15 protein-coding genes are annotated in these 19796 nt (G+C 40.4%); 12 read left to right on the forward strand and 3 right to left on the reverse strand.

What is annotated here, in order from left to right:
- Nucleotides 1-37: 37 nt before the first annotated feature.
- The 6 genes from DVW06_RS00570 (at nucleotide 38) to rbsK (ending at nucleotide 6120) form a co-directional block, all read left to right on the forward strand.
- Nucleotides 38-844: an alpha/beta hydrolase gene (locus DVW06_RS00570; protein ID WP_003125596.1), complete on the forward strand. Its 807-nt coding sequence runs from the start codon at nucleotides 38-40 to the stop codon at nucleotides 842-844.
- Between the two features lie 296 nt (nucleotides 845-1140).
- The gene (locus tag DVW06_RS00575) at nucleotides 1141-2166 is read left to right on the forward strand and encodes a LacI family DNA-binding transcriptional regulator (RefSeq protein ID WP_137264300.1); all 1026 of its coding nucleotides are present in this window, start codon (nucleotides 1141-1143) and stop codon (nucleotides 2164-2166) included.
- Between the two features lie 233 nt (nucleotides 2167-2399).
- Nucleotides 2400-3317, forward strand: coding sequence for a ribonucleoside hydrolase RihC (gene rihC / locus DVW06_RS00580; RefSeq protein WP_137264301.1), 918 nt, complete (start codon nucleotides 2400-2402; stop codon nucleotides 3315-3317).
- Nucleotides 3318-3328: 11 nt separating this feature from the next.
- Nucleotides 3329-4699, forward strand: a complete 1371-nt coding sequence (gene dcuC / locus DVW06_RS00585; protein WP_003125600.1) for a C4-dicarboxylate transporter DcuC — start codon at nucleotides 3329-3331, stop codon at nucleotides 4697-4699.
- Nucleotides 4700-4703: 4 nt separating this feature from the next.
- A complete protein-coding gene (locus DVW06_RS00590; protein ID WP_137264302.1) occupies nucleotides 4704-5204 on the forward strand; it encodes a GNAT family N-acetyltransferase in 501 nt (166 codons plus the stop codon).
- A gap of 4 nt (nucleotides 5205-5208) precedes the next feature.
- Nucleotides 5209-6120: a ribokinase gene (gene rbsK / locus DVW06_RS00595; RefSeq protein WP_113849332.1), complete on the forward strand. Its 912-nt coding sequence runs from the start codon at nucleotides 5209-5211 to the stop codon at nucleotides 6118-6120.
- Between the two features lie 148 nt (nucleotides 6121-6268).
- Here the strand turns inward: rbsK and DVW06_RS00600 are convergent, their stop codons facing one another.
- Entirely contained in the window at nucleotides 6269-7360 is a 1092-nt protein-coding gene (locus DVW06_RS00600) for a GntR family transcriptional regulator (RefSeq protein ID WP_034704034.1), read from the reverse strand.
- 200 nt (nucleotides 7361-7560) lie between these two features.
- On the opposite strand from DVW06_RS00600, the gene DVW06_RS00605 reads away from it, so the two are divergent.
- Nucleotides 7561-8448 carry a carbohydrate ABC transporter permease gene (locus tag DVW06_RS00605; protein WP_003125604.1) on the forward strand — a complete coding sequence of 296 codons (888 nt, stop codon included), beginning with the start codon at nucleotides 7561-7563 and terminating at the stop codon, nucleotides 8446-8448.
- 179 nt (nucleotides 8449-8627) lie between these two features.
- On the opposite strand, the gene DVW06_RS00615 is transcribed toward DVW06_RS00605, so the two are convergent.
- Nucleotides 8628-9842: an amidohydrolase family protein gene (locus tag DVW06_RS00615; RefSeq protein ID WP_005470546.1), complete on the reverse strand. Its 1215-nt coding sequence runs from the start codon at nucleotides 9840-9842 to the stop codon at nucleotides 8628-8630.
- Between the two features lie 153 nt (nucleotides 9843-9995).
- Here DVW06_RS00615 and DVW06_RS00620 point away from each other — a divergent pair, with 153 nt between their 5' ends.
- The 4 genes from DVW06_RS00620 to DVW06_RS00635 all read left to right on the forward strand — a co-directional run bounded on the left by DVW06_RS00620 (nucleotide 9996) and on the right by DVW06_RS00635 (nucleotide 16826).
- Nucleotides 9996-12134 carry a glycoside hydrolase family 65 protein gene (locus DVW06_RS00620; RefSeq protein WP_086269020.1) on the forward strand — a complete coding sequence of 713 codons (2139 nt, stop codon included), beginning with the start codon at nucleotides 9996-9998 and terminating at the stop codon, nucleotides 12132-12134.
- Between the two features lie 382 nt (nucleotides 12135-12516).
- Nucleotides 12517-13308 carry a MurR/RpiR family transcriptional regulator gene (locus DVW06_RS00625; RefSeq protein WP_029486465.1) on the forward strand — a complete coding sequence of 264 codons (792 nt, stop codon included), beginning with the start codon at nucleotides 12517-12519 and terminating at the stop codon, nucleotides 13306-13308.
- Nucleotides 13309-13312: 4 nt separating this feature from the next.
- Nucleotides 13313-14755 (forward strand): glycoside hydrolase family 1 protein, encoded by a 1443-nt coding sequence (locus DVW06_RS00630; protein ID WP_137264303.1) that lies wholly within the window; start codon nucleotides 13313-13315, stop codon nucleotides 14753-14755.
- A 235-nt stretch (nucleotides 14756-14990) separates the two neighbouring features.
- Complete coding sequence (locus tag DVW06_RS00635) at nucleotides 14991-16826, forward strand: beta-glucoside-specific PTS transporter subunit IIABC (protein ID WP_029486468.1); 1836 nt, start codon at nucleotides 14991-14993, stop codon at nucleotides 16824-16826.
- A 397-nt stretch (nucleotides 16827-17223) separates the two neighbouring features.
- On the opposite strand, the gene DVW06_RS00645 is transcribed toward DVW06_RS00635, so the two are convergent.
- Nucleotides 17224-18096 carry an AraC family transcriptional regulator gene (locus DVW06_RS00645; protein WP_029486470.1) on the reverse strand — a complete coding sequence of 291 codons (873 nt, stop codon included), beginning with the start codon at nucleotides 18094-18096 and terminating at the stop codon, nucleotides 17224-17226.
- Between the two features lie 316 nt (nucleotides 18097-18412).
- On the opposite strand from DVW06_RS00645, the gene DVW06_RS00650 reads away from it, so the two are divergent.
- Nucleotides 18413-19786 carry an ABC transporter substrate-binding protein gene (locus DVW06_RS00650; RefSeq protein WP_086269021.1) on the forward strand — a complete coding sequence of 458 codons (1374 nt, stop codon included), beginning with the start codon at nucleotides 18413-18415 and terminating at the stop codon, nucleotides 19784-19786.
- The last annotated feature ends 10 nt before the right edge of the window (nucleotides 19787-19796 follow it).

Below are 19796 nucleotides of genomic sequence, written 5' to 3' on the forward strand. Positions count from 1 at the left end.
GTTGTTAGCAAAATTATCATGAAATGAGGCAATTACTATGATCCATGAAGTGATCCAACCGTTTTCTAAAAGTGAAGCAACGCTTACTACCTATGCGATTGACAACTCTGAAGAGATGGAGCAGGATCGGTTGCGACCGGCAATCATTATTTGTCCTGGCGGAGGCTATGAGTTTTTATCAGACCGTGAGGCTGAACCCATAGCAATCAAGATGATGAGTTTTGGATTTCAGGCATTTGTTCTCCACTATAGTATCAAGCCCCATGTGTACCCATTAGCATTGCAAGAGCTTGCTGCGAGCGTTCAATTGATTCGCCAAAATCATTCACAGTGGCACGTTGATCCGGAGAAAATCATTGTCGCGGGCTTTTCGGCTGGTGGGCATTTAGCAGCAAGTTTGGGCGTATTTTGGCAAGAAGACTTTTTAACAGAAACATTGTCAGGAGCCAATCACGAATGGCGCCCAAATGGGTTGTTGCTAAGTTATCCGGTTCTTTCAAGCGGTGAATTTGCTCATGAAGGGTCTTTCCGTGCTCTTTTAGGAAACCGTTATGAAGAACAAAAGGCGCAGCTTTCCCTTGAAAAGCAAGTAAGTCGCAACACACCACCAGCATTTTTATGGCACACATTAGAAGATGGTCTGGTACCGGCAGAAAACAGTCTCTTGTTTGCAAAACAACTGCGTAAGTTTGACATTCCTTATGAATTACACATTTTTCCTAGAGGTGGGCATGGTCTAAGTCTCGGAACCAAAGAAACGGCCAGTGGTGGCGAACACGCCATTGAAGACTCGGTGGTTCGTTGGCCCGAGCTCTTTGCCGATTGGGTTCGATTTAATATTTAGTTTGAACCAAGATCACTCACGCTAAGAATGATTAAACTAAGGAAACGTGTAAAAGAACAGGACCGGACTTCTCGAAACCCAAAAGAACGTCCGGTCATTGTTATGTTTCATGGGTGCTGTATTTTAAAAACGCAATAGGCGCTCTTTACGTAGGCGAATTCCAAATACTCATGTCAGAAAAAATAGCCAATCGTTTGATTCTGAATGTCTTACATAAACAGAGCTATGATAGAATAGAGAAAGGACGATCCTTAAGGACTGGCGTAGAATAAAACAGGAAAGCGAGGAGAAGAAGAGTGAAGATCCGCTTGAAAGATATCGCTGAAGAAGTAGGCGTCTCGATCGCTGCTGTCTCACAAGTCTTAAATGACAAACCGATTCGCATCTCGGAAAAGAAAAAACGCTTGATCAAACAATTAGCGAAGGAAAATAATTATTCGCCTAATATTGCGGCAAAAAGTTTAGTGCTAAACAAAACAAATACGATCGGATTGGTCATACCAGACATCAATAATCCTTTCTTTGCACAATTAGCAAAAGTACTGGAAGACCAGTTGCGAAAAATTGGTTACCTTTTGATTTTAGTCAATTCAGATGATCACTTTGCGGCAGAGAAAGAATTGATTCAATTATTGATCGATCGTAATGTGGATGGACTGTTACTAGCCCTTTCGAGTGAATCTTATACTTACGAAGAAGAGTTGAAAGAGTTTTTAAGCAGTATTTCTGTACCATTGGTGCTGGTTGATCGAGGGTTGGATAATTTTCCGGTTGGACAAGTGTTTTATAATAATCGACAAGGCGGCTATCTTGCGACCATGGAATTGATCAATAATGGCCATCAAAACATTGGTATTATGATGAACCCCGATAAAAATATCAACTGTATTTATCGCTACCAAGGATATCTGGATGCTCTGAAAGAAGCGCAGCTGCCCCAGCAAGAAAGCTGGCGGGTGGTCACAAAATTTCAGTTTGAAGATGCCTATGACAAAGCAGAACAGCTTTTGAACAATCAAGCAATCACCGGTATCGTGGCGGGAAATGATTTGATTGCTTTAGGGATCATGAAAAGAGCCAAGGAGTTAGGAATCAATATCCCAGAAGAAATGTCCATCGTTGGCTATGATAATTTGATTTTAAATGATTTATTAGAAGTACCACTTACTTCTGTCGAACAAGATGTGACAGTTCTGGGGGAAAAAGCAGTTGCTTCTTTATTATCAGCGATGAAAGAACAAGCGCCGCGTTATCTTCAATTGACGCCAAAAATCGTACGAAAAAAAAGCGTTGGCAAACGGTTGGAATCAAAGATAGAATGAAAAAGGTAATCGTTGTGTTTATATCAGGACGTAGCTGTTTAACTGATCAACACAACGATTGTCTAGGTTAGAATTCAGCGCAAATTTATGGAAAGCTTTTTTGTATTCGTTATTGACAGCGCTTTACATAAGTGGTATTCTTTGGGAGAACAAATGATAAAACGTTTTATCAAACGTTTTTTATTTTTAGCCAATTGATAAAACGTTTTATCAAAAACGAAAGGGGTTTACTTATGAACAAAGCAGTAATTATTGATACGGATCCGGGAATTGACGATGCAGTAGCATTAGGAATTGGCTTGTTCAGTGATCAGTTAGACGTGAAATTAATCACGACAGTTGCTGGAAACGTAGGGATCAAATATGTGACGGAAAATATGTTGAAGTTGCTGACTTTTTGGAACTTGAAAATTCCTGTGGCCCAAGGCGCAGCTGGACCTTTGCTTCGTGAAGTAAAAGATGCCAGCGATATTCATGGTGTAACAGGAATGGCAGGGTACGAGTTTCCAACACCAAATTGCAGTTGTTTATTGGAAGAGAGTGCCGTTGAAGCCATGCATCGCACATTGATGGCTTCTGCAGAGAAGATGACGATTATCGCAATCGGACCACTGACTAATATTGCACTTCTTCTTAAAACGCATCCTGAAGTCAAAGAAAGAATTGAAGAATTGGTTTTAATGGGTGGTGCGCTAGGCAGAGGAAACTTTGGTATTTTGTCAGAGTTCAATATCGCGATTGATCCGGAAGCAGCCAAAATCGTTTTTGAAAGCGGTCTTTCGCTAGCAGGCGCACCATTAGATGTCGGATTGAAAGCACTGGTTTATCCTGAAGACAGCGAAAAAATCAAAGACATGAATCAAACTGGAGATATGATGTACCACCTTTTCAAGAAATATCGAGGTGGAAGTTTTGGTACCGGATTAAAAATGTACGACAGCTGTGCTTTAGCTTACGTTCTTTGTCCGGAAATGTTTGAGATCAAAGAAACCTTTGTCGCAGTAGAAACAAAAGGGGAGTATACTTCTGGCGCTACGATCATCGATCTGAATAATAAACTTGGCAAAGAAAAGAATTGCCGTGTCTGTGTCGATGTCGATGAGAATAAATTCAAGGAATGGTTTTTACATGCAATCAGTCAGTGTAAATAGGAGGGAAAAAAATGATTGAAGCAATTTTAGTATTAGTTGTTTTAGGTATCGTTGGTTATTTTATTATTAAGAGTTATAATCCAGCGCTTATTTTGATTATCGGTGCGATTGTCTTATTAGGTGCGTCGGTGGCATTGGGAAATCCTCTTTATCCTGAAGGAGAAGGAACTGGTCTGGCTTTCTTTGATATTTTTCTGAAACTGAAAGACACGATCATCTCACAAGTTAGCTCAGCAGGATTAGTGATCATGATTTTATTTGGCTATTCCGGCTATATGAATTTGATTGGTGCCAATCAAAAAGCGGTCAATATCTTAGTCAAGCCAATGACCAAAATCAAATCCAAAGCGTTGTTTATACCGATTGTTTTCCTGTTAGGAAATTTGATGTCTCTAGTTGTTCCAAGTGCCTCTAGTTTAGCAATTATTTTAATGGCTATTTTGTATCCGCTCTTACAAGGTATTGGAATTTCATCAATGACAGCAGCAGGGGTCATTGCAATGACCGCAACGATCATGCCAACACCATTAGGAGCAGACAATGTGATTGCTGCACAAACGTTGGATTACAACATTCTGACTTATGTGCTGTATCATGCGAAGGTCTCGATCCCAACCTTACTTATTTTAGCTGTTGTCCACTACTTCTGGCAAACGTATTGCGATAAAAAGGAAGGTTCAGAAGCGTTTGTCGAGATGAAAGAAGTTGAAAGTGCGGCGGATGAAAAAGTTGTCCCGACATTTTATGCCATTTTGCCATTATTACCTTTAGTCTTGATCATTATCGTTGGAATTATTGGTATTTTTAGAGAAAATGTGACGATGGACATTTTTGTTTTGACAATGATCTCATTCTTCGTAGCATTGATCATTGAAGGGTTCCGTAAGAAATCATTTAAGATTGCCCAAGAAAGTGCAGTCGAACTGTTCAAAGGAATGGGACAAGGTTTCAGCCAAGTCGTTATGTTAGTAGTCGGGGGTTCCTTATTCACCACAGCGATTCAAAGTCTAGGCGTGATCGATTCTTTGATGAGTGCGGTTGAAAACTCTCAATCTGCCGGTGTTCTAACCACATTGATTTTCAGTGGCGCGACAGCATTATTTGGTATTTTGAGTGGTGGTGGATTAGCCATGTTCTATGCTGTGATCGAGCTGATTCCCAATATTGCCCAAAAAGCCGGTATCGATGGTATCTTGATTGCGCTGCCAATGCAAATGATTGCTAACTTAGCGCGGACGATTTCACCAGTTGCAGCAGTTGTCATGATCGTTTCGTCATCGATTGGTGTGAGTCCGGTTCGTTTGCTGAAACGGACCAGTGTTCCTACGATCATAGGAATTATCCTAGTAGTTGTCTTGTCGCTGTTGTTACTGCCTTATTGATTTGATGGATAAGTTAATATATGCATGCCATGAAGAACTGGATGAAATTTGGCAGTTGTTTGTTGATGCAAAAAAAAATATGGAGACACAGGGGATTTGCCAATGGACAAGCAGTTACCCTGATAAGGAGATCGTCAAAACAGATATCTGTAAAAAACAATTACTGATTCATAAAAATGAATCAGGAGAAATCGTTAGTGCAGGAACCCTTAGTCCAGAATTTTTGGCGCAAGAAGAGAGTCATGGGTATAATGAACATACAAAATGTATCCAAAGGCTCGTGACAAAAGCATCAGAAATGGGGAATGGGTTGGGCTCGGCTTGGTTGAAAAATTGTCTAAGAGACTTTTGTAAAGCAGGGGATGCCATTTATTCTCTGACCAACCATACGAATAAGCCGATGCAGCACTTATTTGAGAAAACCGGTTTTTCTTTGATAGAGACAACTTCTGTTACGGGTCGCGAAGCGTTTGGCCCGTTCTATATATACAAAAGAAATAGGTGATTTAGTGGGTAAAATAGCAGTTTTGGGCAGTGTGAATATGGATATTGTTATCACGACTGGGCGAATGCCAAAAATTGGCGAAACGATCATAGGAGATCAAATTGATTATTTTGTCGGCGGGAAAGGGGCCAACCAAGCAGTTGCAGCCGCCCGTTTTGGCGGAACAACGACATTCTTAGGAAAAATTGGTCAAGATACGTTTGGGGAAAAAGTCTATCGACACTTAAGTGAAGAGCAACTGGATGTCCAGTCAGTTGCACAAGAAAAAAATATCTTTACTGGTATCGCAAGTATTTTTAAATTACCGCAAGATAATTGCATCACTGTAATCTCCGGTGCCAATGGACTGGTAGATCGTGAATATGTAGATCAAATAGCTGATAAAATCATAGAAAGCGATGTTTTGCTGGTACAAATTGAGATTCCGGTAGATACGCTTCGGTATGCGTTACAGCTCGCAAAGGAAAATGGCGTGACAACACTACTGAATCCCGCACCTTATCATGATATCGTAGGGGAATTACTGCCTTATGTCGATATCTTAACGCCAAATGAGACGGAATTTGCCGCATTGATCGGTAAAGAATTGATCCCTGAACCTGAAATCGAAGCAACGATTCTAGCTTGGCAGCAAACGCACGCTACCAAATTGGTAGTGACACGAGGCAGTCAAGGGGTAAGTTTCGTTGATTCCGGTAAAATCGTGACCGTGGCATCAAAGAAAGTCACCGTCGTTGATACTACCGGTGCAGGAGATACCTTCAATGGTATCTTAGCGGCTGCATTAAGTGATGGGGTGCCATTTAAAGAAGCGGTCGTTTTAGCGAATCTTGGTGCAGGACTTTCTGTTCAAAAATTAGGTGCCCAAACGGGGATGCCTACAAGAAAAGAAGTCGCAGTCATCGAGAATAACTAAAAGGAGGACTGTCTAGTTTAAAGAATGACAGCTATCCCAATAAACACACCTCTGTTCTGACTCGTTCAGCGAGTCAGAACAGAGGTGTGTTTTTTTGTCTATTTGTAGTTGGATCGCTAATGTACTGCTTCGATAGAGGATCAGACGATCATCTAGAAATAACGGAATCTCCTTCAATCAACCGATAGCCGAGGTTGATCTTTTCAATCGTATCAGGATGAGCAATTTTTGTCAGTAAAAGATCAATGGCATGCTTGCCGATGGCTGTTTGGTCTTGCTCGATATGAGTGAAAATAAAAGCATTCAAGTCAAAAATGTTGACGGTAGGATGGTCAAAGCAAACAACTGAAAAGTCATGTGGGACCTGCTTTCCCAATTGTTCGATCGCACTCTTGGCAAGTAAAGCAATATTGTATTCTGTGGTAAAAAGAGCTGTGATCTCTGGGTTCTTTTGAAGAAAGGCCACGATAAGTGCCACATCATCTTCGATCTTGCGAGAAGAACTGGGGACCACAGAGTCGATCCTCGACAAGATCTGCTTTTGGCTGACAGCCCGGTTGGCATCCACATGCGCAGAGAGAAAACCATTGACTCGTTCATCAATCGTTGAAACACTGCTATCGGAAGTAATCAAGCCAATCTTGTCATGGTGTTTGGCAAAGAGATAATTTGTCAATTCTTTTGCAGCAGCAAAGCTATCCGTTTGCACACTGCAGATCGGCAAATTTGCCATCAGACGATCAATTACAACGATCGGGAAATTTTTAGAAATCAATTCTAAGATTTTTGGCGAGGTATATTCTGATGATGTCGGCAGTAGGATCAAACCCTGAATGCCCATTTCAATCAATTCTTGGATCAACTCATTTTCGCGATCAGGATCACCATAACTGATCTTGACGATGAAATTGATTTCTTCAGTATTTGTTTCTAGAACTGTTCGCAGTATTTGAGCGCCAAAAAAGTCTGTAAAGTTGGTGATGATCAATCCGAAAATGAGTTTGTTCGGAACAATGTCTGCCTTCTTATTTGTGACAACGACAGAACCTTTTCGAGGCTTTCTGACAATGTAGCCATCCTCTTTTAACAGATCCAGTGCTTTTTTGACCGTGATCGTACTAACACTATAGGTAGTTGATAATTCTTTTTCAGTAGGCAGTGTGTCATTGATTGCGACAGTGCCTGTTTCGATTTGATGTTTCAAATCTTCATAAATCGTTTGGTACAAAGGTTTACTCATGCATGCGCCTCCATTTCTCAAAAAATAAAAGAACTATTTATGTATATATTAAATATATTATATTAATAAAGCAAGCAGTTTAATCAAAAAAACTTTTTATGAAACCGTTGACATATTCTTTTTAATTCTATATAATTCGCTTGTAAAGATATTTAATATATTAAATAGTTTTATATTATATTTAATAAGGGGGTTAATAAATGGAGTTAGGAAAGAAAAAGAGAGGGATCAATGAACAGCAAAACATTGCCTATGTATTTATTCTGGTTCCTGTTCTTCTACTAGTTGTTTTTGCAATTATCCCGATAGTGATGGCACTTTTCTATAGTTTTACCGATTATACGATCATTGAAAGCCCCAATTGGATCGGTTTAAAGAATTTCACGCGTATCTTTCAAGATGAATTTTTCTTTATTTCCTTAAAGAACACTATCGTCTACACCTTACTGTATGTGCCATTGGGATTAGTCGTCTCTCTAGCAGCCGCCATGTTGCTGAATCGCAAAATGAAGACCACCAGTCTTTTCCGAACATTTTTTTACTTGCCAGTCTTATGTTCATCGGTGGCTACAGCAACCATTTGGTATTGGCTCTTAAATCCACAGTATGGTTTGCTCAATCAGTTGCTTAGTTTGATTGGAATCAATGGTCCAGCTTGGCTGTATAGTTCCAATTGGGCAATGACTGCAATCGTCATTATGAGTGTCTGGATGAGTTTTGGCGGAAACATGATGATTTTCTTGGCGGGTTTACAAGGGATCAATCCTGCTCTTTATGAAGCAGCAGATATTGAAGGCGCAAATGCGTGGCAAAAATTTAAGAGTATCACTTGGCCCCAATTATCCAAAACAACATTCTTAGTTAGCACACAATTGATCATCGGCGCTTTCCAAGTATTTGACCAAGCCTATATGCTGACAAAAGGCGGACCTGGAAATTCCACAATCACCCTTGTTTACTATATTTATAATAAAGGATTTGGTGGACTAGAAATGGGGTATGCTTCTGCGCTGTCATTTATCTTGTTCATGATCATTTTCATTTTTTCACTGGTGAATATGCGTTTGACCAATACAGAAACAAACTAAAGGAGAAAAAACGATGGCTAAAACAAAACATATGCAGTCATTCATCTGGTATTGCTTGGTGATTCTGATCAGTTTGACAACGGTTCTGCCGTTTATCTGGACCTTGTCGACATCCTTTAAATCCGATAGCGAGATTCTCAGCTCTGTAGCAAATCGGCTTGTTTGTCAGTAATTATTGGTTATGCGTTGTAGATTGGTTGTCCTTTAAAGAAACTGCAGCTGACGTGACCTTTGCGGGCGACAAATTCAGCCGTTGAAGAAACAGGGGTCAAAAGAAAATCAGCAGAATCGCCAACTTTTGGCCATTGTTGATTTCCTTCTTGATCTAATGGCACTCTGCCATCTGTTACCAAGCCTAATGCCTGGGTCAATGCCTCTTGTGATTGAACGCCAAAAATCTCTAAATAACGAGCGAGCTTTTCTTGCAAGGAGCCGTCACCCAGTGATGACCAAGAATCATAAATATTGTCACAACCAATGTGAACAGCAACCCCATAACTTTGTAATTCTTTAAGGGGAGGAATCGTTCCCTGACTGATTGGAATACTTGAAACGATATGAATGTCCTGATCTGCTAAAGCTTGAAAAACTTCTGTGCGTTCAGCTCCTTCAAAATCATTTAAGCCAAAGGCATGGCTGATGAAGACATTGCCTGCCATAGCATATTCTTTGGTCAGCCGAATGATTTCTTTGATCGTTGCACGACCGGCTTCTTTGCGGTCATGCAGATGAATGTCTATGCCAACATTGCCTTTTTTTGCCAGCTCAAAGGTTGTTTTTAATGATTGCTGATAATCTTGATCTAATGTATAAGGATCGACCCCACCAATGAATGCAGCTTTACCAGTAGTTAATGCTTCTTTGATTAATGCGACGGCATTTGATCGCAGCAGACCGTGTTGCGGGAACAAAACAAGTTCCGAACCAAATGGTTTGTCAGCAAGCAATTCAGTTAGTGCATCAAAATAGCGCAGTTCAGTCATTGGTTCAATATCAATATGGGAGCGAAAGGACACGACACCATGAGGCAATTCCAAATCGATCAATTGTTGTGCCCGTTCTTTAATCGAAAGAGGCAATGCATCCAATTGAGGAATCTCTGTTTCAAAACGTTCTACTAAGTTGGCTGCCGGTGTGACAGGACGCCATGGAGTTCCTAATTTGCTTTTATCCAAATGGCAGTGTTTTTCAATCAAGCCGGGTAATAATAACTGGCCTTGACCATCGATAACAGTTATTCCTGGCGTGTCTTTCCATTCATCCATGGGAAGGATCTCGGTAATTTTTTCTTCACTGATCCCAATTGCCGCCCGTTTGGTTTGGCTGCCAGAGGTCCAGCCATTTTCTTTGATGTAGCTTGTTTCCATTCGAATATTTGTTAGCCATAAATCCAAGTAATCGCCTTCTTTCAAGTTTGTTTCATGGTACCATACTCTGTCAGAAGAACCAAAGTAGATGCCCTTCCCAGCTGAAGTCGGATTCTTTGCAATGGGTGTTTAGTAGTGTAGGATAGAACTGAAAGAAAAAAGCGGAGGAGACGAACAGAGATGGACAAACGATTTTTATTGCAGGCACAAGAACTCTCTCATCAGAAACCGGAATATTTAGAAACGCTGTTTGCTGTGGGGAATGGTCAAATCGGTGTCCGAGCAGGGCATCCCCTTAAAGTGAATGCGAACTATCCTGGGAATCCCGGGGCTTTTGTCAATGGTTTTTTTGACAGTGAACCGATCCAATACGGCGAATGGGCTTATGGCTATGCTAAAGAACACCAAACCATCTGCAAGTTACCCAACCTGCGGGGGCTTTCTTTAAGCATCGGACAAGAGCAGTCGTCGGACGGCGTTTGGCAGACGGAACAAATCCAGCTGACATTAGATATGTCAGAAGGCATCTTTCATGAGTCTTACCATGTAGAAACCCCATTAGGAAAAAGCTTTGATCTTGAGATGCAATCTTTTGCCTCCATGACGCGCAGTGAATTTTATGTTTGTCGTTACACAATCAAAAATGCAAATTTCACAAAGCCAATCACTGTTTCCCATCCATTGGACCAGCGCTTCACAGTCAATCAAACAGATGATCCTCGTGTTGCGAATAAAGAGCATCAGCTTCTGAAAGAAGAGCATGGCGACTATGCCATTTGGACAGCCCCTCATAGTCAAAAAAAACTGGCGATTCGGGTGATAGGCGGCGATGGTCAGATCCAATCTGGAGAATCCCTGACGACGATTTTTCAACTGCGATTACAAGAAGCAGAGGGCGCACCCTTTTATCAAGAAGCGGTTGATTTTGAAACATTTGTTGCCGAACAGAGGGAAAGCTATCAGCAGTTTTGGGCAGCGAGTGATATCGAGATCACGGGTGATCAAGAACTACAAAAGGGGATCCGCTTCAATCTGTTTCACCTGAATCAGGGGGCAGGACGTGATGGCAGAACCAATTTTGCCGCCAAGGGGTTGACAGGTGAAGGGTATGAAGGTCATTATTTTTGGGATACTGAAATGTATTTGTTGCCTTTTTTTACTTACACCAATCCAGACACTGCGAAAGCATTGCTTACTTATCGAGCAACTATTTTACCGCAAGCGCAAAAACGGGCACAAGAGCTGAGCCAAGACGGTGCACTGTTTGCATGGCGCACCATTGATGGTCAAGAAACGAGTGCCTATTATCCTGCCGGAACCGCACAACTGCATATCAATGCCGATATCGTTTATGCTTTTCAACTCTATGAACGGGTCACAGGAGATGTCCGCTTTATTGAAGAAGTCGGCAGTGAAGTCGTTTTCGAAACGGCAAAATTTTGGTTGAGTTATGGTGATTTCATCGAAAAAGACGGCAAACCTTCTTTTTGTATCAATGGGGTCACCGGACCTGATGAATACAGTGCATTGGTCAACAATAACTTTTATACCAACAAAATGGCTCAAAACAATTTATATTATGCCATTGAACTGGCGAAACGATACGAAAAGCATATGGAACTGATCGATCAATGGCAGCAAGCCGCAGACCTCATGTATTTCGGTTATGATACGTCTCGTGGACTTACCAAGCAAGATGATGTATTTCTTGAACAATCTGTCTGGCCTTTTGAAGAGACACCAGCTGCTAACTATCCCTTATTGTTGCATTATCATCCGATGATAATTTACAAACATCAAGTCTGCAAACAAGCGGATACCGTATTAGCGCAAATGCTTTTTACGGGTGATTTTACCCTAGAACAACTAAAACAAGATTATCAGTATTATGAAAAAGTCACCACTCATGATTCTTCGCTGTCTCGTTCGATTTTCAGTGTGATGGCTAGTCGTATCGGAGAAACAGCAAAAGCATATCGCTATTTCATGGATACGGCATTGATGGATCTGACTGATCTGCAAAAAAACGTCGTCGATGGCATCCATGCGGCAAATATGGGAGGCAGCTGGCTAAGTTTGATTTATGGTTTTGCTGGTCTTTATTATGATGAAGGCATTCGCTTGTCCAATCACCTACCAAAAGAAATAACAGAACTTGCCTTTAAGCTTTTTTATCAAGGGGAAGAATTGCGAATTACTTTAAAGGAAGGTAAAGTTGACTGTCAGCTAGCTCCTGAAACTGAAGTATTTATTGAACAAACTGGTAAAGACATCTGGGTGAGAAAAACTAGCAAAGAACATCTGAAAGAAGGTCTGTAAATAGAGCATGACAACATTCTATAATGAGCAGATGTCAGCAACCGCTCTGAGGTTGTAAGCCGTGAGCAACTGTTTGCTGGATCATTCGCAAGAATCAATTGGTAAAAAAACCAATTGATTCTTTTTTTTCGTAAAAAGGCCCCCATTTTATTCAAACTCTATGCCCCAGCAATACGAACTGTTTAAAAGCTATCTTCAGGTGACATGCAATGAATCTTCTAATCAAGGAGTCGTGATTGATTGATAAACTGGAAGGGAAGGGCAACAAACTTAGTTGATTTCCTAGGATATTCCTTGTGGGTGCAAGATATGCACCCCATTTTTGTAAACGGATACGCTATACTATGGATACAATCAAACTTGGCCAAGGGAGATTAAAAAAATGGATAATAATCGATTGAATTTTATTTATAAGCTGAATCATATTGTGAACGAAAATGAAGTAGGAACAGTGGAATTTGAGTTGGCAAAATTTTTCTTGGATAACTTTAAGAGTGTGGCACGATGGAACATTTATCAAATTGCGGAAGAAAAGCATGTCTCGCGAGCTTCAATTAGAAGGTTTGCCAAACAATTAGGGTACGAAAATTTTTTGGAAATGAAAAGAAACGCAGAAACATTTGATGATGGCATCAGTGAATTTCAGAAATTTTATGGGTATGAGGATTTCTTGTCGAAGCTTCAAAGCAACATTGTTTCTTTAATGGAAGAACTCAGCTTACGCTTTAACACACAAGAAGTCGATCGCTTGGTTCGACTGATCAATAGCAATCAGGAGGTAATGATTTTATGCTCCAGCAATATCGCAGGGAGCGTCAAAACTTTTCAGCAACGGATGGTTATTTTTGGCAAACGAATCACATTACTAACCTCAAAAGATGATCTAACTGTCGCATTAACCACTTATAAAGAGCCACTGATCATTGTTTTTTCACTTTCGGGTCTATTTGTTTCTTCCATGCTAGATGTATTTAAAGAGATTCCAGCAACAGCGATCTTGTTTACCAACAACCGCAACCCAATTTACAATCGTTACTTTGACAAATTATATCATTTAAGTTCACAAACACATGAGAAAGAAATCAATGAGTTGCTTTACTATACCTATGGCATTGATTTTGTCCTTGATTTATTATTCAACGGTTATTTACTTAAATATAAGAGAGAAGGCTAAGGTCATGCATTTTAAAGATCAACCAACATTTCCAGATAATTTTTTGTGGGGAGCATCAAGCGCTGCTTGGCAAGTAGAAGGCGCAGTGGCAGAGGATGGTCGTTCTACAGCGATCATTGACTTGAATAGTAAGAAAAAAAAGCCCTATACCGATAATTCGATTGCAGCTGATCATTATCATAAATACAAAGAAGACGTTCAATTGATGGCTGACGCAGGATTTACCTCTTATCGTTTCTCTATTGCTTGGCCTAGAATTTATCCAGATAATTCTGGTGTTCCGAATCAATTAGGCATTGATTTCTATAATCAGTTGATTGATGAACTCGTTGCTCATGGGATTACACCAATCGTTACCTTGTATCACTATGACATGCCGGTATGGGTAGATGAAGAGTTTAATGGTTGGTATGATCGTGGGATCATCGATGCCTTCGATCAGTATGTCAGAACCTGCTTCAATGCGTTTGGAGACCGTGTAAAATACTGGCTAGCAATCAATGAACAAAATATGCAGATCGTCTATGGTGATTGGTTAGGTGTCTGTAAGTATCCAGAGACGTGGTTCGAAGACAAATGGAGAGTCAACCATATTATGAATCTCTGTCATGCTAAAGCAGTTATTGCTTGTCATGAGTTAGTTGAGGATGGGAAAATTGGACCCGTTCCTGGGATGGTTCCGTTTTATCCTGAATCTGCTAAACCAGAAGATCAGATTGCAGCAATGAATGCCGAAGAATTAACCGAAAAAATTTGGAATGATTTCAATGCCAATCGTGAATACAATGGATTTATCAAACGTTACTGGAAAGAACACAATATTGATCCAGATATTCGCCCTGGAGACATGGAACTCGTTGCCCAAGCAAAAATTGACTTCTTTGGCATTAATTGTTATCGCAGCAATGTTGCAAAAGAATCACCAGCTGATTCACAACGTCAAGAAATTGGGTTGAATAAGTCTGGGAAAAAAGGAGAATTCGTTTATCCAAATTATCCAGGTATTTTTGCTCAAACAGTGAATCCATTTGTAGAGACCACGGATTGGGACTGGGAGATCGATCCCGTTGCCATGCGTTACTTATTACGCTATATGGAGGATCATTATCATTTGCCGATGATTATAACGGAAAATGGTTACGGTGCCCATGAAACGTTAGGAGAAGACGGCAAAGTCCATGATCAAGAACGAATTGCATTCTTGAATGACCAAATCTACCAAGTTGGTCTAGCCATTGAAGATGGGGCAAAAGTATTTGGTTACAATCCATGGTCCTTTACGGATTTATTGAGCACGGGAAATGGCATGGCAAAACGTTACGGACTTGTCTATATCAATACGACAGATGACGAATTGCTTGATTTGCGAAGAATTCTTAAAGATTCTTATTATTGGTACAAAGAAGTGATTCATTCAAATGGGCAGTCCCTGAAACGTCCAGAGTGAGAAGGAAACGGGGTACAACTATAAATTTGTAACATAAAACAGTAGACACTATACTATCCGAACGATAGTCATTGAACGGTGCGAGTAATCGTATTTTTATGACACTGATCTTGCGGTTCCTAGGAGCAAAATCAGTATCGTTCGGATAGGCAGTTTGCTAAGAAACAGATGATCCAGTTTTGATTATCAAATGAAATGAAAGCGATTTATAAAATGAAATGAGGATGAATCGGCTATGACAAATTATAGTGAACTAGTTGAGTATATCATCGATCACATCGGCGGAATCGAAAACGTGCAAACAGCGAACCATTGTGCTACTAGATTACGACTCCAATTGAATGATCCATCCGCCTTCGATGATGATCAGCTGAAGAAAAATAAACTGATTTTAGGTACAGTAAAAAGAGATCACGATGTTCAATTAATCATTGGACCAGATGTCCCTAAGGTATATGCAATGTTTATGGAGAAATTAGAGCATAAAAGTGAAAACACATCCACTGATCGAAAAAAAAGAAGGTTAAAAGATTATGGGGCATTAGTCGTTGACTTTATCAGTGGTACCTTTGTTCCAGTATTGCCTATCCTTGTAGCAGCCGGATTGGTATCTGCCGTTTTAACTATTGGTGTGACCTTTTTCGGATTATCTGCAGAAAGTGGAACTTATACGATTTTAAATGCAGTGAATGATGCTGGATTCTATTTTTTGCCTATTTATATTGGATTTAGTGCTGCTCGCAAATTAGGTATCAATGGCATGATGGGGATGTTCCTAGGGGCAATTCTTGTTCATTCACTGATCAATGGTGTAGAAGGACTTACCTTCTTAGGCCTTTCTGTACCGACAATGAGTTATAATACCACAACGATTCCAGTGATATTCGGGGTATTATTTATGGCAGTGATTGATCGAATCGCGGATAAATTGATTCCCCAGTCTATCAAATACTTTGTTAAACCATTGCTTGTCATTTTGATCACAGTACCGGTAACCTTGATTCTATTAGGTCCTATCGGAAATGAAGTGGGAGGCTATATTGCTAATGGCTTGAGCTTTTTGTATGATAAATTAGGCTGGTTTTCCGTTGGTTTGTTGGGGGCAACGACACCTTTACTTGTGATGACAGGAACAAACCAAGCATTGTTTCCACTCGTTTTTGCAATGCTAGGAGATTATGGCTATGACTCATTTGTCATGCCAGCAATGTTAGCAGCGAATGTCGCCGTTGGTGCTTCAGCGTTAGCGATTGCGTATAGTGAAAAGAATACCGAGAAAAGGGCCCTAGCACTCTCTTCTGGATTAACTGGCGTGATGGGAATCACTGAACCTGCTATCTTTGGTGTCTTGATCAATTACCGCAGTGCCTTTATCGGGGCAATCACAGGTGGAGCAGTTGGCGGTATTTTAGCTGGATTTGTTCAACTGAAGCAGTACGCAGTCGTATCACCAGGATTAATTGCCATTCCGACATTCATCCCAACAGATGGCTCTGGCTTTAACGCAAACTTCTGGTTTTCGATCATTGTTATTCTGCTTGCGATTTGTGTCTCATTTACTCTCACTGTTTTCATGGAAAAGAAGCGTATTAGAGAAAATAAACTCAATCAGGCGAATGAAGCTGTAAAAATAAATAGCCCTGTAAAAGGAACGGTTGTCTCTTTGGAATCAGTGAATGACCCGATGTTTTCAGAGAAAATGATGGGAGACGGCATTGCGATTCTCCCTGAGGATGACGTCGTTTATGCTCCATTCGATGGCTACATCATCATGACTACCCCAACAAAACATGCTATCGGATTAAGAGGAGAGAATGGCGTGGAACTTTTGATCCACATTGGGATCGATACGGTACGTCTGGAGGGGGATGGCTTTACTCTTCATGTGGAAGAAAATCAATATGTGAAAGCAGGTGAACCGCTGATCTCTTTTGACAGACAACAAATCAAAGAAGCGGGATATGATGTAACGATACCTGTCATTGTCACAAATACTCCCGAACATGGTAGTTTTGCTAAAACGATTCAAGAGCAAGTAAAAACGGGGGACTATTTATTCTCTACCAATTAATTGAGTGCTGTTTATTCTATTTGATCCGTACAAGGAAGTTCTGTGTAGATGAGGCATTTGGGTAGCAAGTCATTCTTCTTTAGAGCGTGGAACAAAAGTTTTTTCCTTTTGTTCCACGCTCTAAACACGCCTACACAGCGGGAGCAGAAGCAGCATCTTCGAAAATAAGTCAAAATACCCCAAAAATTGAAAAGCAAATTTCGTGGAGTCCTCTGTTATCTCGGCAGTTAACCCTCCTGTCTCCCCCGCTTTTTTATTACTCCTTCGAGAGAACAAAAAAGAGATCTGGAAGTCTCCGATCTCTTTTTCTCTGATGAACTATTGCCTATTCTAGATAAAAATGATAAATGCGGTTTCAACGATTTGGAATCTATTTCGGTTTTGTTTGCGTAGTTATTTAGTGAAAGCCGAAAATATTTTTTTGAAATTTCATAGGAGAAGTGCCAACCATTGATTTAAAGACGTGATGAAAGGTTTTGACGCTAGAAAAACCTGAGCGGGCAGCTACTTCTGCCATGGGAACCAGCTCTGTTCCTAAAATATACTTTGCCCGATGGATGCGGTATTCTGCCAGATAACTGGTAAAAGACATCCCGATATTTTTTTTGAAGAAGCGTGAGAAATAACTAGGACTAAACCCCACATGATCAGCAACATCCTGAATCGTGATCGCATGTAAATAATTGGACTCAATATAGTCGAGGATGGTGTCGATCTGGAACAATGTCTCGCGATTTTTTAATGTACTATCTAAAGCGGCTTTTTCTGTTTTTTTGTTCTTCAATGGCAGTTGGTACAAGAGATTCGCTAATTTATACAAACTGCTCAAAATACTGTATTGATACCCTTCACGCTGTTTCTGGTTTTCATGATAAATAGAAAGCAAGATAGTCTGGATCTCTTTTTGGATCGGGGTAGGCCAATCTTTACTGTAATTGACGACGGTCTCAAATACTTTGGCCAATGGACGATCATTTGGCGAGATATTGTCATGCCCTTGAAAGAGTTTGATATCAAATTGATAAACGATTCGTTCACTATTTGGCGAAGACAAGAAGAAGTGCGGTTCACCACTAGAAAAAAAATAGATCTCGTCTTCATGCATTTGAATGATCTCGTCATCCACCCCTAATCTGACAGTTCCTTCCAAACAATAAATAAATTCAATTTCTTTGTGCCAGTGAGGATAAGTGATCGACCACCCTTCATTTGTAAAGGTTTTGAAAGGGAACAGCGGATTGATTTCAGGAATTTCCAAGTATAAGCTCATGTATTCTACTCCTTTGTTCTATAGATAGTGATGCGGTGTTGCTCTCTTTATTTTACTGTGTGATATGCCTGATAGAATAAATGTAATCGATTTCTAATTTAGAAAATAGAGCCAAACAAAAATCGGGAATAAGGAACACATAACTCGGGAAGAAATATGTATTTTCGTTTTGTATAGTATAAATTGTAAAGAAAAACAGACAGCATTATTTTGGCAACATGAAGCAATCATTTTGTAAAAAATAATCCGTCTGATTTTCTTTTTGAACTATTGTATGCGCATACAAATGGAATATAAAAAGGCAGGAGCAAAGAAGATGAAAAAAATTGGTCTACTCATTTCCACATTGGTTATAGGCGGAAGTTTTTTATTATCGGGATGTGGGAGCAATGATGATGCTGGTGATCAAGCGAGTAAAGTTACCCTCAATTTTTCTTTTTGGGGCGATACATTGGAGAAAGCTTCGATCGATAAATTAATCAAAAACTTTAATGAATCACAAGACGAGATCCAAGTAAAAGCGCAGCAGATCCCTTATGACAATTATATGGAGAAGCTAAACACACAAGCTAGTACCAAAACACTTCCAGATGTCGGCTATATGGTTGAAACAAGCACGGCAGAGTGGGGGAAGAGCGGCAACTTAAGGGATCTGACAGAGCTGTATGAATCAGGAGGACCATTTGAGAACAAAATCGCAGAGACACGCTCGGAGTACAACGGGAAAGTCTTTGGATCGCCTGCAGGGCCAGGAATGCTTACACTGTTCTACAGTACGAAATATTTTGAAGAAAAGGGGGTTGAAGTTCCACCTCATGACGTCAATCAAGCGTGGGATTGGGATAAATTTGTATCCATTCTGAAAGAACTGACAGTCGACCGAAATGGCAATCATCCAGGCGATGCTGGTTTTGACGAAAAAAATATCAAAACCTATGGGATCTCCAATTTTACTGGTCTAGGCTATGAATCTTTCTTAATCAGCAATGGCGGTGGGGTGCTTAGTCAGGACGGCAAAAAAATCCTGATTGGAACAGATGCTTCGATTGAAGCGTTAGAGAAAATTCAGGATTTGATGTACAAAGATTATGTGATGCCGAAACCCTCACAGGCAAGTACGATTCCTTCAACTGATACCGCAATGCTGACAGATAGAGTAGCGATGACGATCACAGGATCTTGGGACTTACGTTCCCTGGGGGACGCTATCGAACAAAAAGGGTTAGCGTTAGGTATGGGTGTTTTACCAAAAATGGGAAAAGTCGTTCAAATGAATTTTGGTCCGCCAATCGTGGTTTTTGATAATGAAAACACACAAGAACATTGGGAAGAAACCAAAACATTTTTAGAGTATCTTTTAGACCCTGAGAATAGTTTAGATGTCATCGATTCAGGATTATGGTTACCTAACCAAGACAATTGGTTCTCAGATGAAACGTACCTTCAAAAATGGGCCGTAAGCGATCGTTCACCAGAATATAAAAAAGAAGCACTGGTTGAAGCGAAAGAGCAAGCGTTGACAAAAAACAAGGCCTTCTACAGTGAAGATGCTGCTTCGATCGAGCAAATCGTGAACCCCGCGTTAGAACAGGTCTGGACTGGCAAGAAAGCTCCAAGAGAAGTAGTTGAGGAAGACATTTTGCCAAAACTAGAGAAACAGTTCGGGGACAAATACGAGTATGTGAAGTAGGTGGACGAAG

It is taken from the genome of Enterococcus sp. ARL09-542 (genome assembly GCF_005234805.1).
In the GTDB taxonomy this organism is placed as follows: Bacteria; Bacillota; Bacilli; order Lactobacillales; family Enterococcaceae; genus Enterococcus_D; species Enterococcus_D gallinarum.